Raw genomic sequence first — 25,014 nt, 5'->3', positions numbered from 1 at the left:
GAGTGCGGTCATGCGGGGATCCTCCAGTCGATCGGGGTCGCGCCCTGCTGCTCCAGCAGGGCGTTGGTGCGGGAGAAGGGGCGGGAGCCGAAGAAGCCGCGCGAGGCGGACAGCGGGCTCGGATGGGGGCTCGCCACGTGGGGCACCTCGCCGAGCAGCGGGATCAGCGACTGCGCATCGCGCCCCCACAGGATCGCGACCAAGGGGCCGCCCCGTGCGACCAGGGCGCGGATCGCCTGCTCGGTGACCTCCTCCCAGCCGCGACGGCGGTGCGAGGCGGCCCCGCCCGGGGTCACGGTGAGCACCCGGTTCAGCAGCAGCACCCCCTGTTCCTGCCAGGCGCCCAGATCGCCGTGCGGCGCCGGGGCGATCCCCAGGTCCGTCTCCAGCTCGCGGTAGATGTTCGCGAGCGAGCGGGGCAGCGGTCGCACGTCACGCTCGACCGCGAAGCTCAGCCCGATGGGATGGCCGGGCGTGGGGTAGGGGTCCTGGCCCACGATCAGCACCCGCACCTCGGACATCGGCCGGGTGAAGGCTCGCAGCACCCGGTCCCCGGGGGGTAGGTACCCGCGGCCGGAGGCCACCTCCTCGCGCAGGAAGTCACCGAGGGCATGGATGCACGACTCGACAGGGGCGAGGGCTTCGGCCCAGTCGCCGGCGATGGTCTCGTTGAGCGCAGCGGGCATGCGGCCAGTCAATCATCTCGACAGGTCGCGGCCGCCCCGGTTCCGGAGAGCCCGGCACCGGGCCGCGCGCTGAGCGGTGCCTCACCTCGCGGTGCCCGACGGCGAGCCTGGGGGGCGGCGGCGCAGCCTCCGCGTACCCTCGCTCCATGCCCTCCGCCCCCGCTTCGCGTCCTCGTGGCGCCGCCGACGCACCGGAAACGATGTCCGATGCGTCACTGCCGGGACCGCAGGGCGGCCTCAGCGATCGCGACCGGCGGATCCTCGCGCTCGAGAGCCGCGCCTTCCGCTACGTCGGCGCCAAGGAGCGGGCGATCCGCGAGGAGATCGGCATGTCCAAGGTCGCCTATTACGTGCGGCTGAACGCCCTGCTCGACGAGCCCGCGGCCCTGCGCGCCGCCCCCGCCGTCGTCAACCGCCTGCGCGGCCGGCGCACCTCCGAGGACGGCGACACCGCCGCCGGCGACGACCACCGCGTGGCCTGAGACGCTCCGCCACCAGGCGTGTGCTCCGTGCCCGTGAGTCCCGGAGCTGGTCTAATGGGTCCGTGGCTGATTCCCAGTATCCCTACCCGCCGGACCGATTCGACGACGAGGCGGACGCCGTCACCTTCCACGGCGCCCATCGCGCCGAGCTGCCCTTCTGGCGGGAGAACCTGCTGTACATCATCATCATCGGCGCTGCCGCGGTGATGCTCGTGGTGCTCCTGTTCGTGATCGGCGGCGTCGGAGGCGACGGCGACGAGCGCGCCGAGGACCCGACCGTCGCGGCCGAGAGCGAGCAGAGCGAGTCCGCCGCCGCGGAGGAGTCCAGCGCTGCCGAGGAGCCCGCCGCGGAGCCGGACCTGTCCGTCCCCGTCCAGGTGGTCAACGCCGGCGGCATCAACGGCCTGGCCGGCACCTGGCAGTCCACCCTCGAGGAGCAGGGCTGGGAGGACGTCAGCATCGCCACCGCGCAGAACGCCCAGCAGGAGCCGGTCGTCTTCTACCGCGACGAGGCCAACGCCGACACCGCGCAGGCCCTCGCCGACCAGGTCGGTGCCGGGGACGCGGTCCAGAGCGACGAGTACGAGGCGCCCATCACCTTCGTCGCCGTCGCCGAGCCCGGTGACGGCGACCAGGAAGAGGGCGACGGGGAGGGCTGATCCTCCCGGCCGACGGCGCCACCCCGTCGGCCGCCCGCAGCATCCGGCGCGCCGCCCCTCGATCACGAGGGGCGGCGCGCTGCTCTTCCGCCCCGCGCTGTTCCGGTCCCGGCCCGGCCGTCCGCTCCCAGCGGACGGTTAGCACTCTCAGGGGCAGAGTGCTTATGATGATCTGGCACTCGGTGCTCGGGAGTGACAGCCTCCGCGCTCGCAGCCTCCGCGCACCGGGACCTGAACATTCCGGCCCCGTGAGGGCGTCGGCGCCGTGGGACATGAACACGGAGTCGGCACCCGTCCGTCGCGGGCACTGGGCCGGGTGGACATCACAGACACGGGAGAGATTCCACAATGGCCAAGCTCATCTCTTACGACGAGGAGGCCCGGCGCGGCCTCGAGCGGGGTATGAACCAGCTCGCCGACGCCGTCAAGGTCACCCTCGGCCCCAAGGGTCGCAACGTCGTGCTCGAGAAGTCCTGGGGCGCCCCCACCATCACCAACGACGGCGTGTCGATCGCCAAGGAGATCGAACTCGACGATCCCTACGAGAAGATCGGCGCCGAGCTGGTGAAGGAGGTCGCCAAGAAGACCGACGACATCGCGGGCGACGGCACCACCACCGCCACCGTCCTCGCCCAGGCCCTGGTCAAGGAGGGCCTGCGCAACGTCGCCGCCGGCGCCAACCCGATCGCGCTCAAGCGCGGCATCGACAAGGCCGTCGCCTCCGTCTCCGAGACCCTGCTCGCGCAGGCCAAGGAGATCGAGACCAAGGAGCAGATCGCCTCCACCGCCGCCATCTCCGCGGCCGACCCGGCCATCGGCGAGCTCATCGCCGAGGCCCTCGACAAGGTCGGCAAGGAGGGCGTGATCACGGTCGAGGAGTCCAACACCATGGGCCTCGAACTGGAGCTCACCGAGGGCATGCGGTTCGACAAGGGCTACATCTCGCCCTACTTCGTCACCGACGCCGATCGCCAGGAGACCGTCCTCGAGGATCCCTACATCCTCCTGATCTCCTCCAAGATCTCGTCCGTCAAGGACCTGCTGCCGCTGCTGGAGAAGGTCATCCAGTCCGGCAAGCCGCTCGCGATCATCGCCGAGGACGTCGAGGGCGAGGCCCTCGCGGTGCTCGTGGTCAACAAGCTGCGCGGCTCCTTCAAGTCCGTGGCCGTCAAGGCCCCCGGCTTCGGCGACCGCCGCAAGGCGATGCTCGAGGACATGGCCATCCTCACCGGCGGCCAGGTCATCTCCGAGGAGGTCGGCCTCAAGCTGGAGACCGCCGGTCTCGAGCTGCTCGGCCAGGCCCGCAAGGTCGTCGTGACCAAGGACGAGACCACCATCGTCGAGGGCGCCGGCGACGGCGACCGCATCGCCGGTCGCGTCTCCCAGATCCGCACCGAGATCTCCAACTCCGACTCGGACTACGACCGCGAGAAGCTCCAGGAGCGCCTCGCGAAGCTGGCCGGCGGCGTGGCCGTCATCAAGGCCGGCGCCGCCACCGAGGTGGAGCTCAAGGAGCGCAAGCACCGCATCGAGGACGCGGTGCGCAACGCGAAGGCCGCCGTGGACGAGGGTGTCGTCGCCGGTGGCGGCGTGGCCCTGCTCCAGGCCGGCGCGGACACCTTCGGCAAGCTCGAGCTCGAGGGCGACGAGGCCACCGGTGCCGCCATCGTCAAGGTGGCCATCGAGGCCCCGCTCAAGCAGATCGCGGTCAACGCCGGTCTCGAGGGCGGCGTCGTTGCGGAGAAGGTCAAGAACCTCCCCGTCGGCCAGGGTCTGAACGCCGCGACCGGCGAGTACGAGGACCTGGTCGCCGCCGGGATCATCGACCCGGTCAAGGTCACCCGCTCCGCGCTGCAGAACGCCGCGTCCATCGCCGGCCTGTTCCTCACCACCGAGGCCGTTGTGGCCGACAAGCCGGAGCCGGTCAAGGCTCCCGCCGGTGGCGACGACATGGGCGGCATGGGGGGCATGGGCGGCATGATGTGATCCAGCCTCACGGCTGATCACCTGCCGCTCCACCCGAGCGCTCGACGGGCCCCGATCCTCTGCGGAGGGTCGGGGCCCCGTCATGTCCGGGGGGCGGGGAGGGGCGAGGCAGACGAGCAGACGCCTCTGCGGGAGAAGTCAGGAAACCTTCGGCGACGGCAGGTGCCGGATCGTCGGACACGACAGGATGGCGGCGCACCGCCGAGGACGTCGAGATGCGCCGCTCCTCGGCGTCCCCGAGGAGGAGGACCCATGAGGTCGACGACGACCGCACGCCCACCAGGGCCACGACCAGGACGCAGAGCGCTGCTCACCGGCATCCCCGTGCTCGGCGCGGGAGCGCTCGCGATGGCGGGCTGCGCGCCCACCGACGCCGGTGCCGCCACGGATGTCGAGAACATCCTCACCGTCTCCCTGAACCAGACCGAGACCCACCCCAGCTATCTGGCGCTGACCTATTGCGGCGAGCGGCTCGCCGAGGCGACCGAGGGCCGCTGTGGCGCCCGCATCTACGCCAACGAAGCGCTCGGCGCGCAGCAGGAGGTCGTCCAGCTCGTCTCCGACGGCAGCGTCGCCATGGCGGTCATCTCCGCCCCGCAGGTGGAGAACCTCTCCATGGCCTTCCGACCACTGAACCTTCCCGGCGCGTTCGTGGACATCGCGCACCAGACCGCCGTGCTCGGCGACGAGTCGATCGTGGGTGAGCTGTTCTCCTCCCTCGAGGACGAGCGGCGCCTGCGCGTGCTCGGCGGCTTCACCCAGGGCTCCCGCCACGTCTACACCGACCGCGAGGCCTTCGGGCCGGCGATCGAGGAGGTGGGGCGGTCGTTCCTGGCCACCCCGGAGGACGAGGACCTGTACGAGCGCGTGCGCGCGCTCGCCGAGGACATGGGGGCGGAGCGATGAGCGAGCCGCGCAGGAAGCTCGTCACGGGACTGACCTGGATCAGCATCGTGCTGTTCGTGGTGCTGGTGGTCGTGGTGATGTGGCAGGTGTTCACCCGGCAGGTGCTGCAGGCCCCGAGCGCCTGGACCACCACCTTCTCCCAGTACCTGTTCATCTGGCTGGTGCTCTTCGCCGTCGCGATGGTGTTCGGGGAGCGCGGCCACGTGGCGGTGGACTTCTTCGCCCGCCTGATGCCGCGTCCCGCCCAGCGCATCACCAACATCCGCGCGCAGGTCTCGGTGCTGGCTTTCGCGCTGCTGGGCCTGACCTGGGGCGGCCTCCGCGGCATGGCGATCTCCTGGGACCAGGCGATCCCCGGCCTGCCCGTCACCGTGGGGCAGATGTACCTCGCCCTGCCGATCGCGGGTGTGCTCATGGCCCTGTTCGCCCTCGAGGACCTGGTGCGCGCCGCGCGCGGCGAGGACATGCTCGCCGGCGACGACGCCCAGACCGAGGCCGCCATCGACGCGGCCGAGCAGAAGGGGGCCTGAGCCATGGATCCCGCAACCCTCGCCGCGATCATCCTGATCGCCGGAGTCGTCGTCCTCATCGGCATCGGTGCACCGATCGCGATCGCCATCGGCCTGCCCTCGATCCTCGCGCTTGCCGCGGTGGTCGGCACCGAGCAGGCCGTGTTCGTCGCCTCCCAGCGCATGTTCACCGGCGCCAGCTCCTTCACGCTGCTGGCGATCCCGTTCTTCGTCCTCGCCGGATCGCTCATGAACACCGGCGGCATCGCCGAACGGCTCATCGACGCCGCGAAGGTGCTCGTGGGCCGGATGCCCGGCTCCCTCGCGCAGACCAACGTGGTCGGCAACGCCCTGTTCAGCTCCGTCTCCGGGGCGGCCATGCCTCCGCCGCCGCGATGGGCTCCGCCCTCGGTCCGCGCATGAAGCGCGAGGGCTAGGACCCGGCGCTGTCCGCCGCGGTCAACGCGTCCTCCGCCCCGGCGGGCATGATGATCCCGCCCTCGAACACCCTCATCGTGTACTCGCTGGTCTCCTCGACCTCCGTGGCCACGCTGTTCATGGCCGGCTACGGGCCGGGGCTGGTGTGGGTGCTGGCCTGCATCGTGGTGGTGGCGATCATCTCCCGGCGCCGCCCGGAGATGCGCGCCGGCGGCGAGAGGATCCTGCTGGGGCTCGCCCTGAAGACCCTCGCCAAGGCGCTGCCGGCGATCTTCATGATCGTCGTCGTCATCGGCGGTCTGCTGGTCGGCTTCTTCACCGCCACCGCATCGGCGGTCATCGCGGTCGCGTACTCGCTGATCCTGGGCCTGATCTACCGACAGCTCACCCTGAAGAACCTGCCGTCGGTGATCGCGGGCTCGGCCCGCACCACCGCCGTGGTGATGCTGCTGGCGCTCGCGGACTCGAAGACCGTCATCCTGCTGCTGATGATGCTGATCCTGCTGATCGTGGGCGCCTTCATGGATCCCACCCCGGCGATCCTCATCTTCACGCCGATCTTCCTGCCGATCGCGCTGGAACTCGGGGTGGATCCGATCCACTTCGGCATGATGATCACCTTCAACCTGTCGCTGGGCACGATCACCCCACCGGTGGGGAACATCCTGTTCATCAGCGCGAAGGTGGGCGGCGTCCGGGTCGAACCCGTGATCCGGCAGATGCTGCCGTTCTTCGCGGCGCTGCTCATCGGCCTGGTGCTGGTCGTGTTCATCCCGCAGATCTCGATGTTCCTGCCGAACATCCTGGGGATGACCGGCGCCGCCGGCTGACCCGAACCCTCCTCGGCGCCGCCGGCGCTTCGGGAAGCTGCCCGTCGGGTGCTTCCCGAAGCGCCGGCGGCGCTGTGCTGTGCGCGGGCGGAGTGCGGGCCGGCGCAGCGACCTCACACCAGGAAGATCGGGATCATGCCGGGGTTGTGAGCGTGGACGATCGCGAGGAACACGACCACGTCGAACAGCAGGTGCACGATCAGCACGTACAGCAGAGAGCCGGTGCGGGAGAAGAGCCAACCCTGCAGGAGCGCGAAGGGGAAGGTCAGCAGCGGACCCCACGCCTGGTAGCCGAGCTCCCACAGGAACGACACGAAGATCGTCGCCTGGAGCAGGTTCGCGATCCGCACCGGGAAGTGGCGGCGCAGCAGCGCGAAGCAGGTGCAGATGAAGAACAGCTCGTCCCAGGTGCCCACGAAGTTCACGCCCACGAAGAAGCGCGCGAGCTCCCCGCCGTCGGAGATCTGCGGCCAGTTGCGGTACACGCCCGAGGTGATGAAGTAGAAGGGCAGGATCAGCCAGCCCAGGAACGGCACGGCGACCATGTACGCCCGCTCCGCCCGCGACCAGGGCTCCCCGGTGCGCAGCGGGAAGCGGATCGCGCGCCGACGCAGCACCAGCCGGTCCAGCAGCAGCGGCACCGTCACGGCGGCGATCAGCACGGTGCCGATGGTGAGGAAGCGGTCCCATTCGACCGACGCGACCACCGACGTGGTCGAGACGATCGTGATCCCGATGCCGATGAGGGCCAGGTCCTTGGCCAGTTCGCGGGAGAGCGCGAGCGCACCGAGCAGGCTGAGCACGAGCAGCGCATGCCCCCAGCCGCCCAGCTGCAGGCCGAACAGCAGCAGCGCGGAGGCGGACACCCCGGCGGCGGGCAGCAGCGCGAGCCGCGGCGTGGCGGGCGGGGCCTCGGCGTCAAGGTCCGGGGACGTCATGGGGACAGCATGACAGGCCGAGAACCGCCGCGGCCGCCCTCACATGTCGGCGAGGGAGGTGACCAGGCGGCCGTCGTCCGTGCAGAGGGCGGCGAGCTCGATGAGGTCACCGGCCTCGCTGACATTCGCGTGGCCCTTCCCGGTGAGTGCCGGGGTCACGTCCACCCAGCCGCTCCCGCAGTCCGCGAAGTCCGTTTCGAGAGTGGGGACGAGCAGACCTCGCACCTCGTCCTCGGTAACCGGCTCCGGGCCGTCGGGACCGGTGACGAGCTGCTCGCTGACCTCGGGGCCGATCTCGATCACGGCCTGCCACCAGTAGTCGTCCGGTCCGGGAAGCGGTGCTCGACCGTGCGGGTCGGTGAACCGGCCCTCGGTCATCGTCACCGAGTCGGGGTCGCCGAGCGCGGGGAAGTGTTCACGCACCTGGTCCTCCGACTGGGAGAGCAGGTCGCGCGGGTAGTAGCGCTCGCTCTGCGCGTCGTGCGCCCAGTCCTCGTCCGCGGAGCGGTCGCCGCCGAGCAGGCCGCAGCCCGCGAGCACGGTCGCGGTCAGCGCTCCGCCTGCCAGTGTGCGCAGCACTGTGCTCCGGCCGTGTCCCGAGTTGGTGATCCTCATGGTGGTCCCCCTTCTCCCCGCCGCCAGTTCTACCAGTCGGCGGGGAGGGGCGGAGGAGCCGACCCAGAACCCTCCGGCCCAGAACTCTCCGGCTCAGAACTTTCCGGCTCAGAGCCCCCAGGCCTCGGCGAGCAGCTCGAGGCCCTTCAGGCGGTCTGCCGGGTCGTAGTAGTAGGCGGTGAGGATGAGCTCGTCGGCCTTCGTCGCGGCGACGATCTCCTCGAGCTGGGCGACGACGGTGGCGGGGGAGCCGACGGCCTTGATCGACAGGGTCTGGTCGACCTGCGAGAGCAGGTGCGGGGCGGCGACGTCCTCGATGTCCTTGGGCGGCTGGATCTTCTGGCGCTGCCCGGTGACCACGCCGAGGAACATCTGCTGCAGCGTCGTGTACTGGCGCTGCGCCTCCTCGTCGGTCTCCGCGATCACGAGGTTCGCGCCCACCATGGTGTGGGGGGCCTCGATCTGGGCGGAGTCGGCCGACGGGTCGAAGTGGGCGCGGTAGGTCTCCAGCGCCTGCAGGTACTGGAACGGTGCGAAGTGCGAGGCGACGGCGAAGGGTAGGCCCAGCTGCGCGGCCAGGCGCGCGCCGTTGGCAGTGGAGCCGAGGATCCACATCGGCACGTCCGTGCCGCGGGCGACGTCCGCGTGGATCGGCAGGCCGCCGGTGTACTCCTCGCGGGACCAGTCGCGCATCTGCTCGACGGCGGTGATGAACGCCGACGGCTCCGCGGAGGTGCGGGCCAGCAGCTGCGCGGTGAGCTGGTCGGTGCCCGGCGCCCGGCCGAGGCCCAGGTCGATGCGGTCGCCGTGGAACTGCACGAGGGTGCCGAACTGCTCGATCACGGACAGCGGCGAGTGGTTCGGCAGCATGATCCCGCCGGAGCCGACGCGGATCCGCTCGGTCATCGAGGCGGCGCGATCGATCAGCAGCGAGGTCGCCGAGGAGGCGAGGGAGTTGGTGTTGTGGTGCTCGGCGAACCAGTAGCGCTCGTAGCCCAGCCGGTCTGCGGCCTGTGCGCCCTCCATGGAGGCGGCGATCGCCTCACGGGTGCTCTGGCCTTCGGAGATGGAGACGAGATCGAGGATCGACAGGGGCACATGAGGCGCATTCATACTGTTCAGGCTATCCACGCGCGCCCGGACGCGGGCGGGGCGGCGGTGAGAGGTTCTCGACCCCGGATCCGGGAAGATTTCGGGCCCGGCCGACGTTGCCCGCAGGCATGAGGTACTCCCTGCTCGACCGCTCCCGCACGCGCGCGGACCATTCCGAGCAGGCCGCCCTCGGCCACAGCCTCGAGCGGGCGGTCCTCGCGGAGCAGCTCGGGTACCACCGCTTCTGGGTGGCCGAGCACCACACCGTGCCGGGCATCGCGTCGGGCTCCCCGGCCGTGCTGCTGGCCGCGATCGGGCAGCGCACCTCCCGCATCCGGCTCGGCTCCGGCGGGGTCATGCTCCCCAACCACCGTCCCCTCGTCGTCGCCGAGCAGTTCCTCATGCTCGAGGCGCTGACGCCCGGGAGGGTGGATCTCGGGCTCGGCCGCTCCCTCGGCTTCACCGCCCCGGTGCGGGAGGCCCTCGGCCGCACCGAGGCGACCCACGAGCAGTTCGCGGCCGAGGTCGCCGAGGTGCGGGAATACCTCGAGGGCACGGCGGCGCTCACCTCCCGGCCCGTCGCCGCGACCCCGCCGCCCCTGCACCTGCTCGCCACCGGCGCGGGCCTCGCAACCGCCGCCTCGCTCGGGCTCGGGGTGGTGCTCGGCGGGCCGGCGCTGCTCGGCGACCGGATCGGCGAGCGACTCGCCGAGTACCGTCGCGCGTTCCGGCCCCACCACGGCAGCACCCCGCGCGTCATGCTCGCGCTGGACCTGCTGGTCGCCGACACCGACGCCGAGGCCCGCGAGCTCGCGCTGCCCGAGGTATGGGCGATGGTCCGCTCCCGCGAGACGGGCGCGTTCCCACCGCTGGAGAGTGCGGAGGCCATCCATGCTCGCGTCCTCTCCGCGCGCGAGCGCGCGCGGATCGAGCGGGGGCTCGCGGCGAGCTGGGCCGGCTCCGAGGCCACGCTGCGGGAGCGCGTCGGCCGCCTCGTCGAGACGACGGGGGCCGACGAGATCCTCGCCTCCGGCTCGACCACCGACCGCGACGCACTCGCCGAGTCCGATCGCCGGGTGGCTGCGCTGCTCGGGTGAGCCGCGCGAGCCCGTCGGCTCACCCCACCCGCACCCCGAGGCTCAGCGCGATGTTGCCGAGGACCAGGAGCACCAGGACTACGAGGGCGAGGAACGGAACCCGCGGCAGGCGCAGCGGTTCGAGCTCCACGTCCTGCACGGCGCGGGCGAAGATGTGCGCCATCGGCGCGAACACGAGCACCGCGGTGCCGGCGGCGACGATCGCGATCCGGCTGCCGGGCGGGACGTCCGCGGGGCTCACCGCGAGGTACAGCAGGCTGAGACCCATGGGGACGCCCATACCGAACAGCCACATGTACAGCGTCATCGCCTGACGGTGGGGGTTGCTGTCCCCGGTGTGACGGGCCATCTGGGTGGCGAAAGCGCGGGCGTTGGCGAACATGCCCGCCACCCCGATCAGCAGCGCGAGGACCTGCCCGGCGACCGGGATCTCCAGCAGCTGCGCCGCGAGGCCGGTGATCAGGTGCGCCAGCTCGTGCACGGACACCATCAGGATGCTCGCGATCAGCGCGAGGGTGACTTTGACCAGTAGGAACGAACGGGCGCTCGAGGGTGGGACGTCGCCCGGCAGGGCATCGGGGCTGCGGCCGGGGCGTACAGTGCGCGCAGCGACGGGATCGGTGATGCGGTCGGCGGCGGTGGGGTGGACGACAGGCGGTCGTCGGTGGACATACCGGGCATACTGCCACCGCGGTCGGACTCTGCACAGGCCCCGGCGGGTCCGTTCAGCCGTCCCGGCTCACTGCTCCCGGGTCAGAGCTCCTTCCAGAAGCAGACGCTGATCCCGTCGGTCGGATCGTAGGGGGCGTAGACGTCGGTGTGCTGCCAGCGGGTCCGCTCGTAGAGCGCGATCGCCTCGGGCTGGCGGTTGCCGGTCTGGAGGAACAGCTCGGCCGCGCCGCGATCGCGGGCCTCCTCCTCGAGGGCGGTGAGGACGCGGCTCGCGAGACCCGCCCGGCGATGGTCGGGGTCGATGAACAGGCGCTTGACCTCGAGACGATCCGGGAGGCGGCGCAGGGTCCCGGTCGCTGCGGGCTCCCCGTCCACGAGCGCGAGGACCACAGTCTCGACGTCGTCGGCCGACGGGGGAGCGGGCGGCGGAGCGGCGGCCCGCAGCGCGGCGTAGCGCGGGGCGATCTCCGCATCCATCGCCGCCCGCAGCGCGACCGCGCGCGGATCGTCCCAGCCGGTGCGCGCGAGAGTGAGGAGGCGACCGTCGCGCAGCGTCGTCGAGCCCGCGGTGGCGGTCTCGGACGTGGCGGTCCCGGTCGGGACGGTTTCGGTCGCGGCGGTGTCGGTGCTGGTCACGTGCCCACCCCCGCGGCGAGCTGCTCGCCCGCGGCAGCGGGCCCGTCGACCGTCCCCGACTCGCCCTCCCGGCCGCCCGACCCGACGGGGATCGAGGCGAGCAGGGCGCGGGTGTAGTCCTCGCGCGGGGCGGAGAGCACCTCGGCGACGGTCCCGGACTCGACCACCTCGCCGCGGCGCAGCACGGTGAGGGTGTCGGCGAACTGGCGCACCACGCCGAGGTCGTGGGAGATGAACAGGTAGGTCAGGCCCAGGTCCCGCTGCAGGCTGGTGAGGACCTCGAGGATCCCGGCCTGCACCGTGACGTCCAGGGCGCTGGTCGGCTCGTCCAGCACCAGCACGTCCGGGCGCAGGGCGAGGGCGCGGGCGATCGCGACGCGCTGGCGCTGCCCGCCGGAGAGGGCACCCGGGCGGCGGCCGCGCAGGGACTCGGGCAGACGCACTGCGTCCAGCGCCCAGGCCGCGGCGGCGGCGCGCTCGGCACGGTCGCCGACCTTGTACCGCTCGAGCGGCTCGCGCACGATCCGCTCCACGGTCCAGCGCGGGTCCAGGGACGTGAAGGGGTTCTGGTGGACGATCTGCAGGTGGCGGCGCAGCTCGCGCAGCCCTGCGCGGTCGGTGGGGTCGACGGTGCGGCCGCCGACGGTGAGGGTCCCGGCGTCCAGCGTCTCCAGGCCGAGCAGGGCCCGCGCGGCGGTGGACTTGCCGGAGCCGGACTCGCCGACCAGGGCGTGGGTTCGGCCGCGGGGGATCGCGAAGGACACCCCGTCCAGGGCGCGAACCTCGCGGTCCCGGGAGCGGAAGGTGCGGGTGATCGCGTCGGCCGCGACCTGGACCGTGCGGTCGAGGGGATGGCGGGCGTCGCGCTCGGCGCGCAGGGGTGCGAAGCGGTCCGGGTTCAGGCCCGGCACGTCGGCCTGCAGGGCGCGGGTGTACTCCGAGCGGGGCGCGGTGAACACCGACGCGGTGGGGCCGGCCTCCTGGAGGGTGCCGTCCTGGAGGACCACGACCTCGTCGGCGCGGGCGGCGGCGATCGCGAGGTCGTGGGTGATCAGCAGGATGCCGATGCCGAGCTCGCGGCGCAGGTCGTCCAGCAGGTCCAGGATCTGCTTCTGCACCGTGACGTCGAGGGCCGAGGTCGGCTCGTCGGCGACCAGCAGCCGCGGCCCGGGCAGGATCGCGAGGGCGATGAGCACGCGCTGCAGCTGCCCGCCGGAGAGCTGGTGGGGGTAGGAGTCCGCGATGCGCTGCGGCTCGGGCAGCCCCACCCGCTCGAGCGCGGCGAGCAGGAGGGCGTCGCGCTCGGCGCGGGTGCGGGCGCCGGGCACGAGCGCCGCCGCCTCCAGGGCCTGGGAGCCGATGGTGCGCACCGGGTTCAGGGACGAGCCCGGATCCTGCGGGACGAAGCCGAGCACACGGCCGCGCAGCGGCAGGAACTCGCGATCGCGCAGCCCGGTCACCTCCCGGCCCTCGACGGCGATGGAGCCGTCCACACGGGCGCGGCGGGCGCCGAGCAGGCGCAGCACCGCGCGGGCGATGGTGGACTTGCCGGAGCCGGACTCGCCGATCAGGGCCAGGGCCCGCCCGGCGCCGACGGCGAAGGACACGCCGTGGACCACCTCGGTGTCCCCGTAGGCGACGGTGAGGTCCTGGACCTGGAGCAGCGGGGCGGTGGGGTCCTGGGCGGTGGAGCTGCGGGGAGTGCTCATCGGGCGTTCCTTCCCTGGTCGAGCCAGCGGCTGAGCCGGCTCACGGACAGCACGACGACGGCGATGACGATGCCCGGGGCGATCACGAGCCACGGGGCGTGGATGAGGTGCTCACGGCCGTCGGAGACGAGCAGACCCCAGTCGGAGGCGGGCGGCGGATCGCCGTAGCCGAGGAAGGCGAGCCCGGCGATCACGAGGATCGCGATGCCGAACTGCAGCACGGCCAGCGACAGCACCGGGCGCAGGGCGTTGGGCAGCACGTGGCGGAAGAGCACGTAGGCGCTCGAGCCGCCGTTCACGCGGGCCGCCTCGATGAACACGCTGGTGCGCACGCGCAGCACCTCGGCGCGCATGAGCCGGGCGAACACCGCCACGGCGGAGACGCCGGTGGCGATCGCGGCGTTGCGGGTGTCGTAGCCGAGGGCGGTGACGACCACGACGGCCAGCAGGAACCCGGGGATCGCCAGCAGCACCTCGACCACGCGGCTCACCACCGCGTCGACGATCCCGCCGAGGTACCCGGCCAGCAGGCCCAGCAGACCGCCGAGCACCAGGCCGATCGCGACCGCGATCAGGGCGGAGGTCATCGAGGAGGCGGAGCCGTGGATGATGCGGGTGAGCAGGTCACGGCCAAGGTGGTCGGTGCCGAGCCAGTAGGCGGCGCCGGGGGCGATGAACTTGTCGTCCGGGATGCCGATGGCGGGGTCGTGCCCGGTCAGCAGCCCCGGGGCGAGCGACCAGGCGAGCACCACCAGCAGCACCGCGGCGGAGAGCAGCACGGACAGCGGCGGGCGGGTGCCGGTCGCGGCACGGGAGCGGGCGGCGGCGCGGACGCCGGGGGTGAGAACGGCGGCGCTCATCAGCGGGCCTCCTTCGCGGTGCGCAGGCGCGGGTCCAGCAGCGGGTAGAGCAGGTCGATCACGAGGTTCACCACCACGAACACGGCGGCGGAGAGCACCACGGCGATCAGCAGCACGGGCACGTCCTGGGCGGCCACGGCCTTCTGCACCACGGTGCCCACGCCGGTGCGGCCGAAGATCGTCTCGGTGATCAGGGAGCCGCCGAGCACCTCGCCGAGCACGAGGCCGATCACGGTCACGGTCGGCAGGAGGGAGGGGCGCAGCAGGTGGCGGACCACGACCTGCGCGGGCGGCAGGCCGCGGGCGAGCGCGACCTCGGCGTAGTCCTGGCCGGCGGCCTCGTCCAGCGCCGTGATGAACACCTGCGCGATCTGGGCGGAGACCGGGATCGCGAGGGTGAGCGCCGCGGCGAGGGTGGAGCCGGGGCTCTCGGAGTCCACCAGGCTGAACAGGCCCAGGTTCACCGCGAGCACCTGGATCAGCACGAGGCCGATGAGGAAGTTCGGGGTGGACAGGAACAGGGTCGGCACGGAGCGGACCAGCGAGTTCGCCCGCCCCTCGGGCAGGACCCGGGAGAGCAGGCCCAGCACCGCGGCGATCGCCACGGCGAGCACGAGGGCGGTGGAGGCCAGCGCCAGGGTGGAGGGGATCGCGGCGCCGAGCATCGCGGTGACCGGCTGCGAGGTCGCCAGCGACGTGCCCAGATCGCCCTGGAGGGCATGGACCAGCGAGACGACGAGCTGGACGAGCACCGGCTGGTCCAGGCCGTGGTAGGCCCGGATCTGCGCCTTCTCCTCCTCGGTGTACCCGGCCTGCGGGTTGTCGAGCTGGGCCGAGATCGGGTCGCCCGGGATCGCGGCGAGCACGAGGAAGACCAGCACGTAGGCGAGGAGGATGACGATCAGCGCCTGGCCGGTGCGGCGCGCGGCGAAGCCGGCGTAGCGCCGGGCCGTGCGCGCGGCGGCCGACGGGGCCGCGGGGGCGAGGGCCCCGGTCGGACCGTCCGGGGCGGTGGGGGAGAGGGTGCTCATGACGGCTCCTTGGTGGCGGCGTGGTATGAGGGGATCGCCACCGCGTTGAAGGTGATGCCCTTCAGGTCCGGGGACTGCACGTAGATGCGCTGCACGTTCTGCTCGAGCGGGATGAAGTAGGCCTGCTCGAGGACGTGGCGGGACAGCTCGTCCACCAGACCCGCCCGCTCCTCGCGGTCCGCGGCGCCGGCGACGGCGTCGCGCAGGCGCACCAGCTCGGGGTCGGAGGAGCCGACGGAGAACCAGTCCTCGCCCTCGTCGGTGATCACCCCGGCCACGGTGCCCACGTCCACGAAGCTGCGCGTCACCTCGCCGACGCCCTGGGAGAGGTCGTTGGTGACCCGCTCGGTCCAGGTGGGGATGTCGAGCTTCTGGGTGTGCACACGGATGCCGAGCCGGCGCAGGTGCTGGCTGATCAGCTCCGCCTCCGGGACGGAGCCGGTGAGGTACGGGGTGGGGTAGAGGGTGAAGCCGAGCTCGGTGCCGTCCTTCGTGCGGAAGCCGTCGGCGTTGCGCTCGGTCCAGCCGGCCTCGTCGAGCAGGCGGTCGGCGAGCTCGGGGTCGTACTCGAACAGCTCGGTGAGGTCGGTGGTCTCGGGCACTCCGGCCTGCAGCCAGCTGGTCGCCGGCTCCCACGCGTCGGTGAACACGGTGCGCAGGATCTCGGCGCGGTCGATGCCGCGGGTGAAGGCCTGCCGCACGCGCACGTCGTCGAAGGGCGCGACGTTCGTGCGCAGGCTGTAGCCGTGCACGAAGCCGAGGTAGCGGGGCACCTCGATGTGGAACCCGGCCTGCGTGAAGGAGTCCAGCACCTGCGGGTTCACGTTGTAGGCGATGTCGGTCTGGTGGGCGCGGGCGGCGGAGGCGCGCAGCGTGTCGTCCGGCAGCACCGTGTAGGTGATGGCGGCGAGCGTCGCGGGGCCGGACGCGCCGAGCGCCGGCGGTGCCCAGTCGTAGTCCTCGCGGCGCACCAGGCGCACGTGGTCCCCGGCCGCCCAGCTCTCCAGCACGAACGGCCCGGAGCCCACCTGGGTGGACAGGTCGGACTGCTCCTCGAGGCTGCCGGCCAGGGACGACGGCGCCATCAGCTGGCAGCCGTGGTAGCCGAGGGTGGGCAGGAAGGACAGGGTGGGGGCGGTGAAGGCGACGCGCACGGTCAGCGGATCCAGCGCCTCGGCGCCCTCGAAGGTGCCGCCGGGGAACAGGCCCACGCGGGGGAGGCCCTCGTCGGGGCGGCCGACGGCCCAGGCCTGCAGGTTCGCGATGACCGCGTCGGCGTCCAGCGGGGTGCCGTCGGAGAAGGTGACCCCGTCCTTCAGGTGCAGGACGTACTCGGTCGCGTCCTCGCTCTGCTCCCAGGACTCGGCGATCCACGGGGTGACCTTCCCCTTCGGGTCGGTGTGGACGAGCTTGTCGGTCAACTGCTGCCAGACGTTCGCCTCGTAGCTCGAGATCGCGGACTTCGCGGGGACCCAGCCGCCGTCGAGGTTCGAGATGAGGAAGGACAGCTCGAGGTCGTCGCCGGTCCCGTCGGCGCGGGCGACCTCGCGGACCCCGCCGACGAGCGGCAGGCCGACGGCGAGGCCCACGGCCCCGGCGCCGAGTCCCTGCAGGAGTCGACGACGGCTGGGGCGGGTGGCGGCGGTGGTGCTCATCGGCGGGCCTCCGGGTCGGTGAGGGCGGCGGCGAGGCGGGTGACGCCCTCGCGCAGGGCAGGCTCGTCGAGATGGCTGATGCCCACGCGCAGACGGCCGGCGTCCGTGGAAGTGAGCTCGGCGCCGGCGCCCTCGAGGGCGCCGGCCCCGTCGGCCGACGGGGATCCGGCGGCGCGGCGGGCCGGGGCGGTGTCCGCGGCGGTGGCGAGACGGAAGTAGCGGCCCGGCACGAAGTCCGTGCCGGTGCGCTCGCGGGCGATGCGGCGGGCGGCGGCGAGGTCGATGGCCTCGTCCACCTGCGCCCACAGGAAGATCCCGCCGGTGCGGTGGGCGATCTCGATCCCGCCGGGCAGGGCCTCGTCCAGCAGCCCCGCGACGAGGTCGAAGCGGGAGGCGTAGGCGGTGCGGGCGCGGTCGGCGATCCCGTCGAGGCCGCCGTGCAGGGGCGCATGCTCGCCCGCGCCGACGACCCGCTCCACGATCGCCTGGACGACGACCGAGGAGTGCTGGTCCTGGTTGGCGCGCAGGCGGGTGACGGGGCCGACGAGCCACGCGGGCAGCACCAGGTAGCCGAGCCGCAGCCCGGGGCCGAGGATCTTGGAGAACGTGCGCACCCGCACCACGAGGTCCGAGTCGGTGGTGAAGTCCGCGGGCGTCTCGACGCCCGGGAAGGCGAGGCCGGCGTAGGCGCTGTCGGAGACGATCACGAAGCCGTGCCGCTCGGCGAGGGAGACGAGCCGCTCCCGCTGCGCGGCCGGGACGATCAGGCCCGTGGGGTTGTGGAAGTCGGGGACCGTGTAGAGTAGCTTCGGGCGGGCCCCGGCCTCCAGGCGCTCCTCGAGCGCGTCGAGGTCCAGCCCCTCCTCGGTCAGGGACACCGGCAGCACGTCCACGTCGTGGTGCTGCAGGTCGCGGAAGATCAGCGGGTAGGTCGGGTCCTCGACCGCGATCAGGTCGCCGCGCTCCAGCAGCGCGTCGAACACGAGGGACAGGCCGTGGAAGGCGCCGTTGGTGACCAGCACACGGGAGGCGTCCACGCCCTCGCGCCGGGCGATCCACTCGCGCAGCGGGGTGATGCCGGGCGCGGCGCTGTACTGCAGGGCGTCGACGAGGGCGGCCGGATCGGTGGTGAGGTCACGGGCCGCCTCGCGCAGAGCGGCCAGCGGCAGCAGGTCCGCGCTCGGGGCGCCGCCCATGAGGGAGACCGCGCCGGGTACGGAGGTGCCACCGGGGCCGAAGCCGTGGGAGAGGTCCTCGCGAGCGGCGAGGGGCGAGAGCAGACCGGCGGCGAGGGCCGCGGGATCGAGGGCGGTCGTGGTCATCACAGGGCCTTCCCGGGGTTCAGCAGATGGTGGGGATCGAAGGCGTCCTTCAGGCGGAGCTGCAGGTCGCGGGAGGGGGAGGAGAGCTCGAGGTCGAGCCAGCCGCGCTTGGCGGTGCCGATCCCGTGCTCGCCGGAGATGGTGCCGCCGAGGTCCAGGGCCGCACGGACCAGGTCGTCGGCGGCGTCGTGGATCGCCTGGGGCAGCTGCCCGGGCACGTCGTCCTCCCGGGCGGGCAGGGCCAGCAGCGGATGGAGGTTGCCGTCCCCGGCGTGGGAGACGGCGGAGGTCTCCACGCCGTGGCGCTCGCCGATCTCGGTCAGGGCCGTGAAGATCTCGGCGAGGCGGGACTTGGGCACGGCGATGTCCTCGCCGAGGCGGTGCCCGCCGGCGCCGGAGCCGCGACCCGAGCGGCGCAGCTCCCACAGGTGCTCCGCCTCGGCCTCGTCCTCCACGATGCGGATCTCGCCGCCGGCGCCGGTGAGGGCGGCGGTGAGGTCCGCGGTCTGCTCGTCCAGGCCGTAGCCGTCCAGCTCGATGAGCAGGATCGTCGAGGTTCCGTCGGCGAGGGTCGAGCCGGTGTTCTCGTCGATGTCGGCGAGGGTCCCGCCGTCCAGCAGCTCGGTCGCGGCAGGGCGGACGGGGCTGAGCGAGATGGCGTTCACGCCCGCGGCCGCCTCGGCGGTCGTGGCGAAGCGGGCCAGGACCGTGCGGCGCGCGACGGGCAGCGGGCGGATCCGCACGGTCGCGGCGGTGACCACGGCGAGGGTGCCCTCGGAGCCGATGAGTAGCTGGGTGAGGTCCAGGCCCGTCACGCCCTTGAGCGAGCGGTGCCCGGTGCGCAGCAGGGTCCCGTCGACGAGCACGGCCTCGAGGGCGAGCACGGACTCACGGGTCACGCCGTACTTCGCGCAGTGCAGTCCGCCCGCGTTGGTGGCGATGTTGCCGCCGAGGCTGGAGAGGGTGGCGCTGGCGGGGTCGGGGGCGTAGAAGAAGCCGTGCGGGGCGAGCGCCGCGGAGAGGTCGGCGGTGATGACCCCGGCCTCGACCACGGCGACCTCGTCCAGCGGATCGATCTCGCGGATCGCCGTCAGCCGCTCCAGGCCCAGCACGATCGCGCCCGGGGTGGGGACCGCACCGCCGGAGAGCCCGGAGCCGGAGCCGCGCGGCACGACCGGGGTGCCGGTCTCGTGGGCCAGGCGCAGAGCCGCCTGCACGCCCGCGGTGTCGCGGGGGAGCACGAGCAGGAAGGCGGTGCCCTCGGGGGCGCGGACGGCGGCGTCGCCGGTGTAGCGCGGGTCGGGGGCGGTGATCACGGCGTCCTCGCCGAGCTGCGCGCGCAGGCGGGCGGCGAGGTCGTCGAGGTCCGAGGTCGAGCCGGTGGGCGCGATGGCGGTCACGGTGCTCCTGGGGAGAGTAGGGGCGGTGGTGCGCGCCCCATCGTGGGGTACGGACCCCCATAAGCACAAGCGATGATCGACATAAGAGTTCACCGTGTGCGACACAGGTGACGTGCGCCACTGGTCCTTGGCCCCGGCGGCAGTCGCGCGAGCGCCCCGCCGATCGAGGATCGGCGGGGCGCTCGGAGGATGGAAGGGGGCGTCAGACCTGCGGCGGAACCGTCGGGTCGTGGTCATCCCCGTGGATCGGGACGTGCGCCTCGGGGATGTCCTCGTAGCTGGCGGGGTCGGAGATCGGCTCGAGGTGGGTGAGCACGCGCAGCATCGGCATCGCCGCGGCCAGCTCGTCCTCGAGGCCCTCGATGTAGTCGTGGCCCTGCTTGACCGTCCACTCGTCCGGCACGAGCACGTGCACGTTCATGTACTTCTCCTGCCCGGCCTCGCGGGTCTGCAGGCCGTGGAAGGTGACGGTGCCGTCGGTGCGGCGGCGCAGGATCTCGGTGATCACCTCGTGCTCCTCGTCCGGCAGCGCCTTGTCCAGCAGGCCGGAGACGGACTCGGAGATCAGGCCGATGCCGGTGACGATGATGTTCACGCCGACGGCGAAGGCGACGATCGGGTCCAGGCGCTCCCAGCCGGTGAGGACCACGGCGGCGACGCCGATGAGCACGCCGGCGCTGGTGACCACGTCGGTCATGAGGTGCTTGCCGTCGGCCCGCAGGGTGATCGAGTTGTGCTTCTTGCCCGCGCGCAGCAGCACGAGCGCGACGCCGCCGTTGACGAGCGAGGCGATCACGCTGATCGCGAGGCCCCAGCCCACGTTCTCCAGCGGCTGCGGGTTCAGGAAGCGCTCCACGGCGGTCACGAGGATCACCGCGGCGGCCACGAAGATCATGACGCCCTCGACCGCGGCGGAGAAGTACTCCGCCTTCGCGCGGCCGTAGAGGAAGCGCTCGGTGGCCGGGCGGATCGCGACGCGCAGCGCGATGAGCGCGACCACTGCGGCGACGAGGTTCACCACCGACTCGGCGGCGTCGGAGAGCAGGCCCACCGAGCCGGTCATCACCCAGGCGCCGGCCTTGAGGGTGATGGTGACGATCGCCGCGGCGATCGAGAGCCAGGCGAACTTCGTGAGGTCCACCCGCTGCGGGGTCGAGCGGGAGGGGCTGGGCGGGGTGGGGGACTCGGGGGAGGTCGAGGAGTCTGCGGAGGTCATCAGCGGTCCTTGCGAGGCGGGTCGGGGGCGAGCGAGCCGTCCGGGGCGATGTGCGCGAAGATCTGCTCCACCAGCTCCACCACGTGCGGATCCTCCACCGTGTAGTAGCTGTGGCGGCCCTCGCGGGTCGCCGAGACGATCCCGGTCAGGCGCAGCTTGCGCAGGTGCTGGCTGGTGGTGGGCAGGCTCAGGCCCACCCGCTCCGCCAGCTCGCCCACGTCGTAGCGCCCCGTGCTCATCAGCTGGACGAGGTGCAGGCGGGCGGGGCTGGCGAGCATCGAGAAGGTGTCCGCCGCCGCCGCGAGCTGGGGCTCGGTGGGGAAGCGCTCGGGGGTCTCGCTCATGGCGTCGATCCTGCCCACGTTTTGTCATTCGCGCAACTGACGAAATGGGAATGTGGCACGACAGACGCGCGCGGTCGTACTGTGAGGCCCCCGTCACAACGACGTCGACGAAGGAGTCTCCTCGCATGTTCAACCTCTCCGTGGTGCTGGAGGACAGCGCCCGCACCGTCCCCGACACCCCGGCCGTCGTGCTCGGCGAGACCGTGCTGACCTATGCCCAGGTCGACGCCGCCGCCAACCGCGTCGCGCACCTGCTCGTCGAGCTCGGCGTGGAGCCCGGCGACCGCGTGGCCCTCAGCTGTCCCAACCTGCCCCAGTTCCCGATCGTCTACTTCGGGATCCTGAAGGCCGGCGCCGTGGTGGTGCCGCTGAACGTGCTGAACAAGCCCCGCGAGATCACCTACTACCTCGACGACACCGACGCCAAGGTCCTCTTCGCCTTCGAGGGCACCGAGGAGCTGCCCATCGGTCGTTTCGTCGTCGAGGGCGCGCAGGCCGCAGCCCGGCCGCCCCAGGTGGTCCTGATGACCGCGGACCCGTCGGCCGAGAGCCCCTACGAGGGCGTGCCCACCCTCGCCGGTGCGGTCGCCGACAAGCCCGCCGCCTTCCCCACCGTGCTGCGCGCCGAGAACGACACCGCCGTGGTGCTGTACACCTCCGGCACCACCGGGCGGCCCAAGGGCGCCGAGCTCAGCCACTCCAACCAGCTGATGAACGCCCTGACCTGCAACCGGCTGTTCGGCACGAAGCCGGGGGAGGACACCCACCTCGTCGCGCTGCCGCTGTTCCACACCTTCGGGGCGACGGTGAACATGAACGCCGGATTCTCGATGGGCGCCACGCTCGTGATGATCCCGCGCTTCGATCCGCAGCAGGCGCTCGACCTGCTGCTGCGCCACCGCGTGACCTTCTTCGCCGGCGTGCCCACCATGTGGTGGGCGCTGCTGCGCCTGCTCACCGGCGGTGCGAAGGCCGACGGGCTCGCCGAGCACCTGCGCCTCGGCGTCTCCGGCGGCGCCTCCCTGCCCGTCGAGATCCTGCGCGGGGTGAAGGAGGCGCTCGGCATCTCGATCATGGAGGGCTACGGCCTGTCCGAGACCTCCCCGGTCGCCTCCTTCTCCCTCGCCGACCGGCCGCGGCCCGGCTCGATCGGCCTGCCGATCTGGGGCGTGGAGATGGACCTCATCGACCCGGCCGACCCGGACTGGGCGCGGGTCACCGAGGAGGGCGCGATCGGCGAGATCATCGTGCGCGGCCACAACATCATGACCGGCTACCTGGGCCGCCCGGAGGACACCGCCGCCGTGATCCGCGACGGCTGGTTCCGCACCGGCGACCTCGGGCGGCGCGACGTGGAGGGGTTCTACTACGTCGTGGACCGCTCCAAGGACATGATCGTGCGCGGCGGCTTCAACGTGTACCCGCGCGAGGTCGAGGAGGCGCTGCTCAGCCACGAGCAGGTCTCCCTCGCCGCCGTGGTGGGCGTGCCCGACGAGCGGCTCGGCGAGGAGATCGTCGCGCACCTGATCCTCGCCGACGGCGCGACGATCACGGCCGACGAGCTGAAGGACTGGGCGAAGTCGCAGATGGCGGACTACAAGTACCCGCGCCGCATCGTCATCGCCGAGCAGCTGCCGATGACCTCGACCGGGAAGATCCTCAAGCGCGAGCTGCGCTGAGGGATCAGCGCTGAGCATGCGTCCGGCCCGGTGCCCTGGGGCACCGGGCCGGACGGCCGTTCGGGGGAGCTCCGCCGGAGCTCAGTCCACGTAGCGGGTGGGCTGCTCGGCGACGGGCAGGCCCGCCTCGGCGTACGCCCGGAAGCCGCCGACGAGATCGGTGGCGCGGTGGAAGCCGAGGTCGCGCAGGTCCCGGGCGGCGAGCGAGGAGTAGTAGCCCTCGTTGCACAGCACGACCACCAGGTCGTCGCGGTCCGGACCGCCCGCCATGCGGTGGGCGCTCGCGGGATCCAGGCGCCACTCGAGCACGAGCCGCTCGACGACGGTCGTGCCCGGCACGTGCCCCTCGGGGTCGCGGGTCACGGCCGAGCGGATGTCGATGACGTGCGCGCCGGCCTCGAGCAGACCGGGAAGGTCCGCGGGCTCCACGCGGTCCACGCCCTCGCGGGAGGCCGCGAGGATCTCGTCGATCCCGGGGGCGGCGGGGGCTTCGGCCCGGCGCCGTCCGTGGCCGGGCGCGGATGCGGCCCCGGCGGCGGTCATCAGCGGCGACCCGAGGAGAACGCCGCGAGACCACCACCGGAGCGATCGCCGCTGGAGGTCGAGTAGCGGGTGGGGGAGGACTCGCGCCGCGCGCCGCCCTGCCCGCCGGAGCGACCCTGCCCGCCCGAGCGGCGTCGGCCGCCGCCGGACTCCTGGCCCGCGCCCTGCTCCTGGCTGCGACCGCCGACCTGACCACGGCCGCGGCCGCCGTTCTGGCCGTTCTGACCGCCCTGGCCACGGCCGCCGCCCTGGCCGCCGCGACCGCCCTGGCCACGGCCTCCCTGACCGCGACCGCCCTGGCCGCCGCGGCCCCGGCCGCCGCTGCGACGCTCGCCGGTCAGGCGCGCCTCGTCGACGGGCGCCTCGGGCTGGCGCGGCTCGTGGGTCTCGACCCGCTCACCGGGGGCGAGCTCGGTGAGCACGGGGCTCGTGGAGACGACCTGCTGGTGGTAGGTGGGGGTGATGCCGGCCTTGCGCATGAGGTCGGAGACGTCGCGCTTCTGGTCCGGGGTCTGCACGGTGATCACGGTGCCGGACTCGCCGGCGCGCGCGGTGCGGCCCGAGCGGTGCAGGTACGCCTTGTGCTCCACCGGCGGATCGGCGTGGACCACGAGGGCCACCTCGTCCACGTGGATGCCGCGGGCGGCGATGTCGGTGCACACCATGGTGGTCGCGGTCCCCGAGCCGAAGGCCTCGAGGTTGCGGGTGCGGGCGTTCTGGGAGAGATTGCCGTGCAGGTCCACCGCGTCGACGCCGCGGGCGCTGAGCTTGCGGGCGAGGTTCTTCGCGCCGTACTTGGTGCGGGTGAACATGATGGTGCGGCCCGGGGCGGCCGCGAGGTCGCGCAGCACGTCGAAGCGGTGCGTGGGATCCACCTCGAGCACGTGGTGCTCCATGGTGCCCACGGGGCTCGTGGCCGGATCGGCGGAGTGGGTGACCGGGTCGTGGAGGAACTCCTTGACCAGCTTGTTCACGCCGGAGTCGAGGGTCGCGGAGAACAGCATGCGCTGGCCCTTGCGCGGGGTGGCCTCGAGGATGCGGCGCACCATGGGCAGGAAGCCCATGTCGGCCATGTGGTCGGCCTCGTCGATGACGGTGATCTCGATGGCGCCGAGGTCCGCGTGGCCCTGACCCATGAGGTCCAGCAGACGGCCCGGGCAGGCGATGAGCACGTCGAGGCCGCCGGCGAGGGCGTTCACCTGCGGGTTCTGGCCCACGCCGCCGAACACCACGGCGCTGCGCAGGTTCGCGGCCTTCTCGAGGGGCCGCAGCGACTCGTGGATCTGGGTGGCCAGCTCGCGGGTGGGGGCGAGGACCAGCGAGCGCGGCCGACGGCCCACGCGGCGGCGCGGCTCGGCGAGCAGGCGCGCGACCAGGGGGAGGAGGAAGGCGTAGGTCTTGCCCGAGCCGGTGCGGCCCCGGCCCAGCACGTCGCGGCCGGCCAGGGAGTCCGGCAGGGTCGCGGCCTGGATGGGGGTCGGCGCGGTGATGCCCTGCGGCGCGAGCGCGTCGACGAGGGCGGTGGGCACGCCGAGGCGTGCGAAATCAGAGGTGGTCACGAAGGGTGATCCGTTCTGTGCGATGCACCCCGCCCGAGGACGTCAGGGCAGGGCTGAACGCAGCAGCTCTCCTCGGCCGACGCTGTCTCCGCGGCGGAGCCTGCCGCGCTTCCTGCTCGACGGGGTCGAGGGGCGCGGGGCTGTCCGGGC

General features: G+C 72.6%; 25 protein-coding genes. 9 read left to right on the top strand and 16 right to left on the bottom strand.

Translation table 11 applies throughout. From position 1 onward, the window contains the following. Window positions 1–8: 8 nt before the first annotated feature. Window positions 9–686 carry a uracil-DNA glycosylase gene (locus tag HNR70_RS10785; RefSeq protein ID WP_184325663.1) on the bottom strand — a complete coding sequence of 226 codons (678 nt, stop codon included), beginning with the start codon at window positions 684–686 and terminating at the stop codon, window positions 9–11. Between the two features lie 200 nt (window positions 687–886). Between HNR70_RS10785 and HNR70_RS10780 the strand changes: the two genes are divergently transcribed. From HNR70_RS10780 to HNR70_RS16235, 7 genes are all read left to right on the top strand, one after another. Then, a complete protein-coding gene (locus HNR70_RS10780; RefSeq protein WP_184325662.1) occupies window positions 887–1,168 on the top strand; it encodes a DUF3263 domain-containing protein in 282 nt (93 codons plus the stop codon). A 62-nt stretch (window positions 1,169–1,230) separates the two neighbouring features. Beyond that, on the top strand, window positions 1,231–1,827 hold the full coding sequence (locus tag HNR70_RS10775; RefSeq protein ID WP_184325661.1) for a LytR C-terminal domain-containing protein: 597 nt from the start codon (window positions 1,231–1,233) through the stop codon (window positions 1,825–1,827). A 348-nt stretch (window positions 1,828–2,175) separates the two neighbouring features. Beyond that, complete coding sequence (gene groL, locus HNR70_RS10770) at window positions 2,176–3,813, top strand: chaperonin GroEL (RefSeq protein WP_184325660.1); 1,638 nt, start codon at window positions 2,176–2,178, stop codon at window positions 3,811–3,813. A 252-nt stretch (window positions 3,814–4,065) separates the two neighbouring features. Further along, window positions 4,066–4,719 carry a type 2 periplasmic-binding domain-containing protein gene (locus HNR70_RS10765; RefSeq protein WP_184325659.1) on the top strand — a complete coding sequence of 218 codons (654 nt, stop codon included), beginning with the start codon at window positions 4,066–4,068 and terminating at the stop codon, window positions 4,717–4,719. After that, entirely contained in the window at window positions 4,716–5,249 is a 534-nt protein-coding gene (locus tag HNR70_RS10760) for a TRAP transporter small permease (RefSeq protein ID WP_184325658.1), read from the top strand. Before HNR70_RS10765 ends, HNR70_RS10760 begins: the two co-directional genes overlap by 4 nt. A 3-nt stretch (window positions 5,250–5,252) precedes the next feature. Further along, complete coding sequence (locus HNR70_RS16240; RefSeq protein WP_281383216.1) at window positions 5,253–5,651, top strand: TRAP transporter large permease subunit; 399 nt, start codon at window positions 5,253–5,255, stop codon at window positions 5,649–5,651. Window positions 5,652–5,713: 62 nt separating this feature from the next. Next, on the top strand, window positions 5,714–6,496 hold the full coding sequence (locus HNR70_RS16235; RefSeq protein WP_281383215.1) for a TRAP transporter large permease subunit: 783 nt from the start codon (window positions 5,714–5,716) through the stop codon (window positions 6,494–6,496). A gap of 113 nt (window positions 6,497–6,609) precedes the next feature. Here the strand turns inward: HNR70_RS16235 and HNR70_RS10750 are convergent, their stop codons facing one another. From HNR70_RS10750 to HNR70_RS10740, 3 genes are all read right to left on the bottom strand, one after another. Next, on the bottom strand, window positions 6,610–7,434 hold the full coding sequence (locus tag HNR70_RS10750) for a CPBP family intramembrane glutamic endopeptidase (protein WP_184325657.1): 825 nt from the start codon (window positions 7,432–7,434) through the stop codon (window positions 6,610–6,612). Window positions 7,435–7,473: 39 nt separating this feature from the next. Further along, window positions 7,474–8,049: a hypothetical protein gene (locus HNR70_RS10745; RefSeq protein WP_184325656.1), complete on the bottom strand. Its 576-nt coding sequence runs from the start codon at window positions 8,047–8,049 to the stop codon at window positions 7,474–7,476. 108 nt (window positions 8,050–8,157) lie between these two features. After that, window positions 8,158–9,162 carry an LLM class flavin-dependent oxidoreductase gene (locus tag HNR70_RS10740; protein WP_184325655.1) on the bottom strand — a complete coding sequence of 335 codons (1,005 nt, stop codon included), beginning with the start codon at window positions 9,160–9,162 and terminating at the stop codon, window positions 8,158–8,160. Window positions 9,163–9,269: 107 nt separating this feature from the next. Here HNR70_RS10740 and HNR70_RS10735 point away from each other — a divergent pair, with 107 nt between their 5' ends. After that, a complete protein-coding gene (locus HNR70_RS10735; RefSeq protein WP_184325654.1) occupies window positions 9,270–10,238 on the top strand; it encodes an MsnO8 family LLM class oxidoreductase in 969 nt (322 codons plus the stop codon). A gap of 19 nt (window positions 10,239–10,257) precedes the next feature. Here HNR70_RS10735 and HNR70_RS10730 read toward each other — a convergent pair whose 3' ends face one another. From HNR70_RS10730 to HNR70_RS10685, 10 genes are all read right to left on the bottom strand, one after another. Further along, the gene (locus tag HNR70_RS10730) at window positions 10,258–10,728 is read right to left on the bottom strand and encodes a hypothetical protein (RefSeq protein ID WP_246375200.1); all 471 of its coding nucleotides are present in this window, start codon (window positions 10,726–10,728) and stop codon (window positions 10,258–10,260) included. Window positions 10,729–10,991: 263 nt separating this feature from the next. Continuing rightward, a complete protein-coding gene (locus HNR70_RS10725; protein ID WP_312857639.1) occupies window positions 10,992–11,546 on the bottom strand; it encodes a GNAT family N-acetyltransferase in 555 nt (184 codons plus the stop codon). Next, window positions 11,543–13,255, bottom strand: a complete 1,713-nt coding sequence (locus tag HNR70_RS10720) for a dipeptide ABC transporter ATP-binding protein (protein WP_184325653.1) — start codon at window positions 13,253–13,255, stop codon at window positions 11,543–11,545. Before HNR70_RS10720 ends, HNR70_RS10725 begins: the two co-directional genes overlap by 4 nt. Then, window positions 13,252–14,115: an ABC transporter permease gene (locus HNR70_RS10715; RefSeq protein ID WP_184325652.1), complete on the bottom strand. Its 864-nt coding sequence runs from the start codon at window positions 14,113–14,115 to the stop codon at window positions 13,252–13,254. The genes HNR70_RS10720 and HNR70_RS10715 overlap by 4 nt, the downstream gene beginning before the upstream one ends. Next, entirely contained in the window at window positions 14,115–15,146 is a 1,032-nt protein-coding gene (locus HNR70_RS10710; protein ID WP_184325651.1) for an ABC transporter permease, read from the bottom strand. The genes HNR70_RS10715 and HNR70_RS10710 overlap by 1 nt, the downstream gene beginning before the upstream one ends. Next, window positions 15,143–16,801, bottom strand: a complete 1,659-nt coding sequence (locus tag HNR70_RS10705) for an ABC transporter substrate-binding protein (RefSeq protein ID WP_184325650.1) — start codon at window positions 16,799–16,801, stop codon at window positions 15,143–15,145. The genes HNR70_RS10710 and HNR70_RS10705 overlap by 4 nt, the downstream gene beginning before the upstream one ends. Continuing rightward, window positions 16,798–18,123 (bottom strand): aminotransferase-like domain-containing protein, encoded by a 1,326-nt coding sequence (locus HNR70_RS10700; protein ID WP_184325649.1) that lies wholly within the window; start codon window positions 18,121–18,123, stop codon window positions 16,798–16,800. Before HNR70_RS10700 ends, HNR70_RS10705 begins: the two co-directional genes overlap by 4 nt. Further along, the gene (locus HNR70_RS10695) at window positions 18,123–19,523 is read right to left on the bottom strand and encodes an FAD-binding oxidoreductase (RefSeq protein ID WP_184325648.1); all 1,401 of its coding nucleotides are present in this window, start codon (window positions 19,521–19,523) and stop codon (window positions 18,123–18,125) included. Before HNR70_RS10695 ends, HNR70_RS10700 begins: the two co-directional genes overlap by 1 nt. Before the next feature lie 202 nt (window positions 19,524–19,725). Continuing rightward, window positions 19,726–20,739 (bottom strand): cation diffusion facilitator family transporter, encoded by a 1,014-nt coding sequence (locus tag HNR70_RS10690; RefSeq protein WP_221421124.1) that lies wholly within the window; start codon window positions 20,737–20,739, stop codon window positions 19,726–19,728. Continuing rightward, window positions 20,739–21,083, bottom strand: coding sequence for an ArsR/SmtB family transcription factor (locus tag HNR70_RS10685; protein WP_184325647.1), 345 nt, complete (start codon window positions 21,081–21,083; stop codon window positions 20,739–20,741). Before HNR70_RS10685 ends, HNR70_RS10690 begins: the two co-directional genes overlap by 1 nt. Window positions 21,084–21,208: 125 nt before the next feature. Between HNR70_RS10685 and HNR70_RS10680 the strand changes: the two genes are divergently transcribed. Further along, window positions 21,209–22,762, top strand: coding sequence for a long-chain-fatty-acid--CoA ligase (locus HNR70_RS10680; protein WP_184325646.1), 1,554 nt, complete (start codon window positions 21,209–21,211; stop codon window positions 22,760–22,762). Window positions 22,763–22,843: 81 nt separating this feature from the next. Here HNR70_RS10680 and HNR70_RS10675 read toward each other — a convergent pair whose 3' ends face one another. Both HNR70_RS10675 and HNR70_RS10670 read right to left on the bottom strand, forming a co-directional pair. Beyond that, window positions 22,844–23,305 carry a rhodanese-like domain-containing protein gene (locus tag HNR70_RS10675; protein WP_184325645.1) on the bottom strand — a complete coding sequence of 154 codons (462 nt, stop codon included), beginning with the start codon at window positions 23,303–23,305 and terminating at the stop codon, window positions 22,844–22,846. Next, window positions 23,305–24,864 carry a DEAD/DEAH box helicase gene (locus tag HNR70_RS10670; protein WP_184325644.1) on the bottom strand — a complete coding sequence of 520 codons (1,560 nt, stop codon included), beginning with the start codon at window positions 24,862–24,864 and terminating at the stop codon, window positions 23,305–23,307. The genes HNR70_RS10675 and HNR70_RS10670 overlap by 1 nt, the downstream gene beginning before the upstream one ends. Window positions 24,865–25,014 lie beyond the last annotated feature (150 nt).

It is taken from the genome of Brachybacterium aquaticum (assembly GCF_014204755.1).
GTDB classification, from domain to species: Bacteria; Actinomycetota; Actinomycetes; order Actinomycetales; family Dermabacteraceae; genus Brachybacterium; species Brachybacterium aquaticum.
The sequence above is the reverse complement of the archived record's forward strand: the minus strand, read 5'-3'. Positions and strand labels throughout refer to the sequence as shown.

Coding starts and splice junctions, on each gene's coding strand:
- HNR70_RS10715 (WP_184325652.1), bottom strand. CDS start 14,115: ATGAGCGCCGCCGTTCTCACCCCCGGCGTCCGCGCCGCCGCCCGCTCC.
- HNR70_RS10720 (WP_184325653.1), bottom strand. CDS start 13,255: ATGAGCACTCCCCGCAGCTCCACCGCCCAGGACCCCACCGCCCCGCTG.
- HNR70_RS10675 (WP_184325645.1), bottom strand. CDS start 23,305: ATGACCGCCGCCGGGGCCGCATCCGCGCCCGGCCACGGACGGCGCCGG.
- HNR70_RS10750 (WP_184325657.1), bottom strand. CDS start 7,434: ATGACGTCCCCGGACCTTGACGCCGAGGCCCCGCCCGCCACGCCGCGG.
- HNR70_RS16235 (WP_281383215.1), top strand. CDS start 5,714: ATGATGATCCCGCCCTCGAACACCCTCATCGTGTACTCGCTGGTCTCC.
- HNR70_RS10785 (WP_184325663.1), bottom strand. CDS start 686: ATGCCCGCTGCGCTCAACGAGACCATCGCCGGCGACTGGGCCGAAGCC.
- HNR70_RS10705 (WP_184325650.1), bottom strand. CDS start 16,801: ATGAGCACCACCGCCGCCACCCGCCCCAGCCGTCGTCGACTCCTGCAG.
- HNR70_RS10740 (WP_184325655.1), bottom strand. CDS start 9,162: ATGAATGCGCCTCATGTGCCCCTGTCGATCCTCGATCTCGTCTCCATC.
- HNR70_RS10760 (WP_184325658.1), top strand. CDS start 4,716: ATGAGCGAGCCGCGCAGGAAGCTCGTCACGGGACTGACCTGGATCAGC.
- HNR70_RS10700 (WP_184325649.1), bottom strand. CDS start 18,123: ATGACCACGACCGCCCTCGATCCCGCGGCCCTCGCCGCCGGTCTGCTC.
- HNR70_RS10680 (WP_184325646.1), top strand. CDS start 21,209: ATGTTCAACCTCTCCGTGGTGCTGGAGGACAGCGCCCGCACCGTCCCC.
- HNR70_RS10730 (WP_246375200.1), bottom strand. CDS start 10,728: ATGGTGTCCGTGCACGAGCTGGCGCACCTGATCACCGGCCTCGCGGCG.
- HNR70_RS10780 (WP_184325662.1), top strand. CDS start 887: ATGTCCGATGCGTCACTGCCGGGACCGCAGGGCGGCCTCAGCGATCGC.
- HNR70_RS10685 (WP_184325647.1), bottom strand. CDS start 21,083: ATGAGCGAGACCCCCGAGCGCTTCCCCACCGAGCCCCAGCTCGCGGCG.
- HNR70_RS10735 (WP_184325654.1), top strand. CDS start 9,270: ATGAGGTACTCCCTGCTCGACCGCTCCCGCACGCGCGCGGACCATTCC.
- HNR70_RS10690 (WP_221421124.1), bottom strand. CDS start 20,739: ATGACCTCCGCAGACTCCTCGACCTCCCCCGAGTCCCCCACCCCGCCC.
- groL (WP_184325660.1), top strand. CDS start 2,176: ATGGCCAAGCTCATCTCTTACGACGAGGAGGCCCGGCGCGGCCTCGAG.
- HNR70_RS10765 (WP_184325659.1), top strand. CDS start 4,066: ATGAGGTCGACGACGACCGCACGCCCACCAGGGCCACGACCAGGACGC.
- HNR70_RS10710 (WP_184325651.1), bottom strand. CDS start 15,146: ATGAGCACCCTCTCCCCCACCGCCCCGGACGGTCCGACCGGGGCCCTC.
- HNR70_RS16240 (WP_281383216.1), top strand. CDS start 5,253: ATGGATCCCGCAACCCTCGCCGCGATCATCCTGATCGCCGGAGTCGTC.
- HNR70_RS10745 (WP_184325656.1), bottom strand. CDS start 8,049: ATGAGGATCACCAACTCGGGACACGGCCGGAGCACAGTGCTGCGCACA.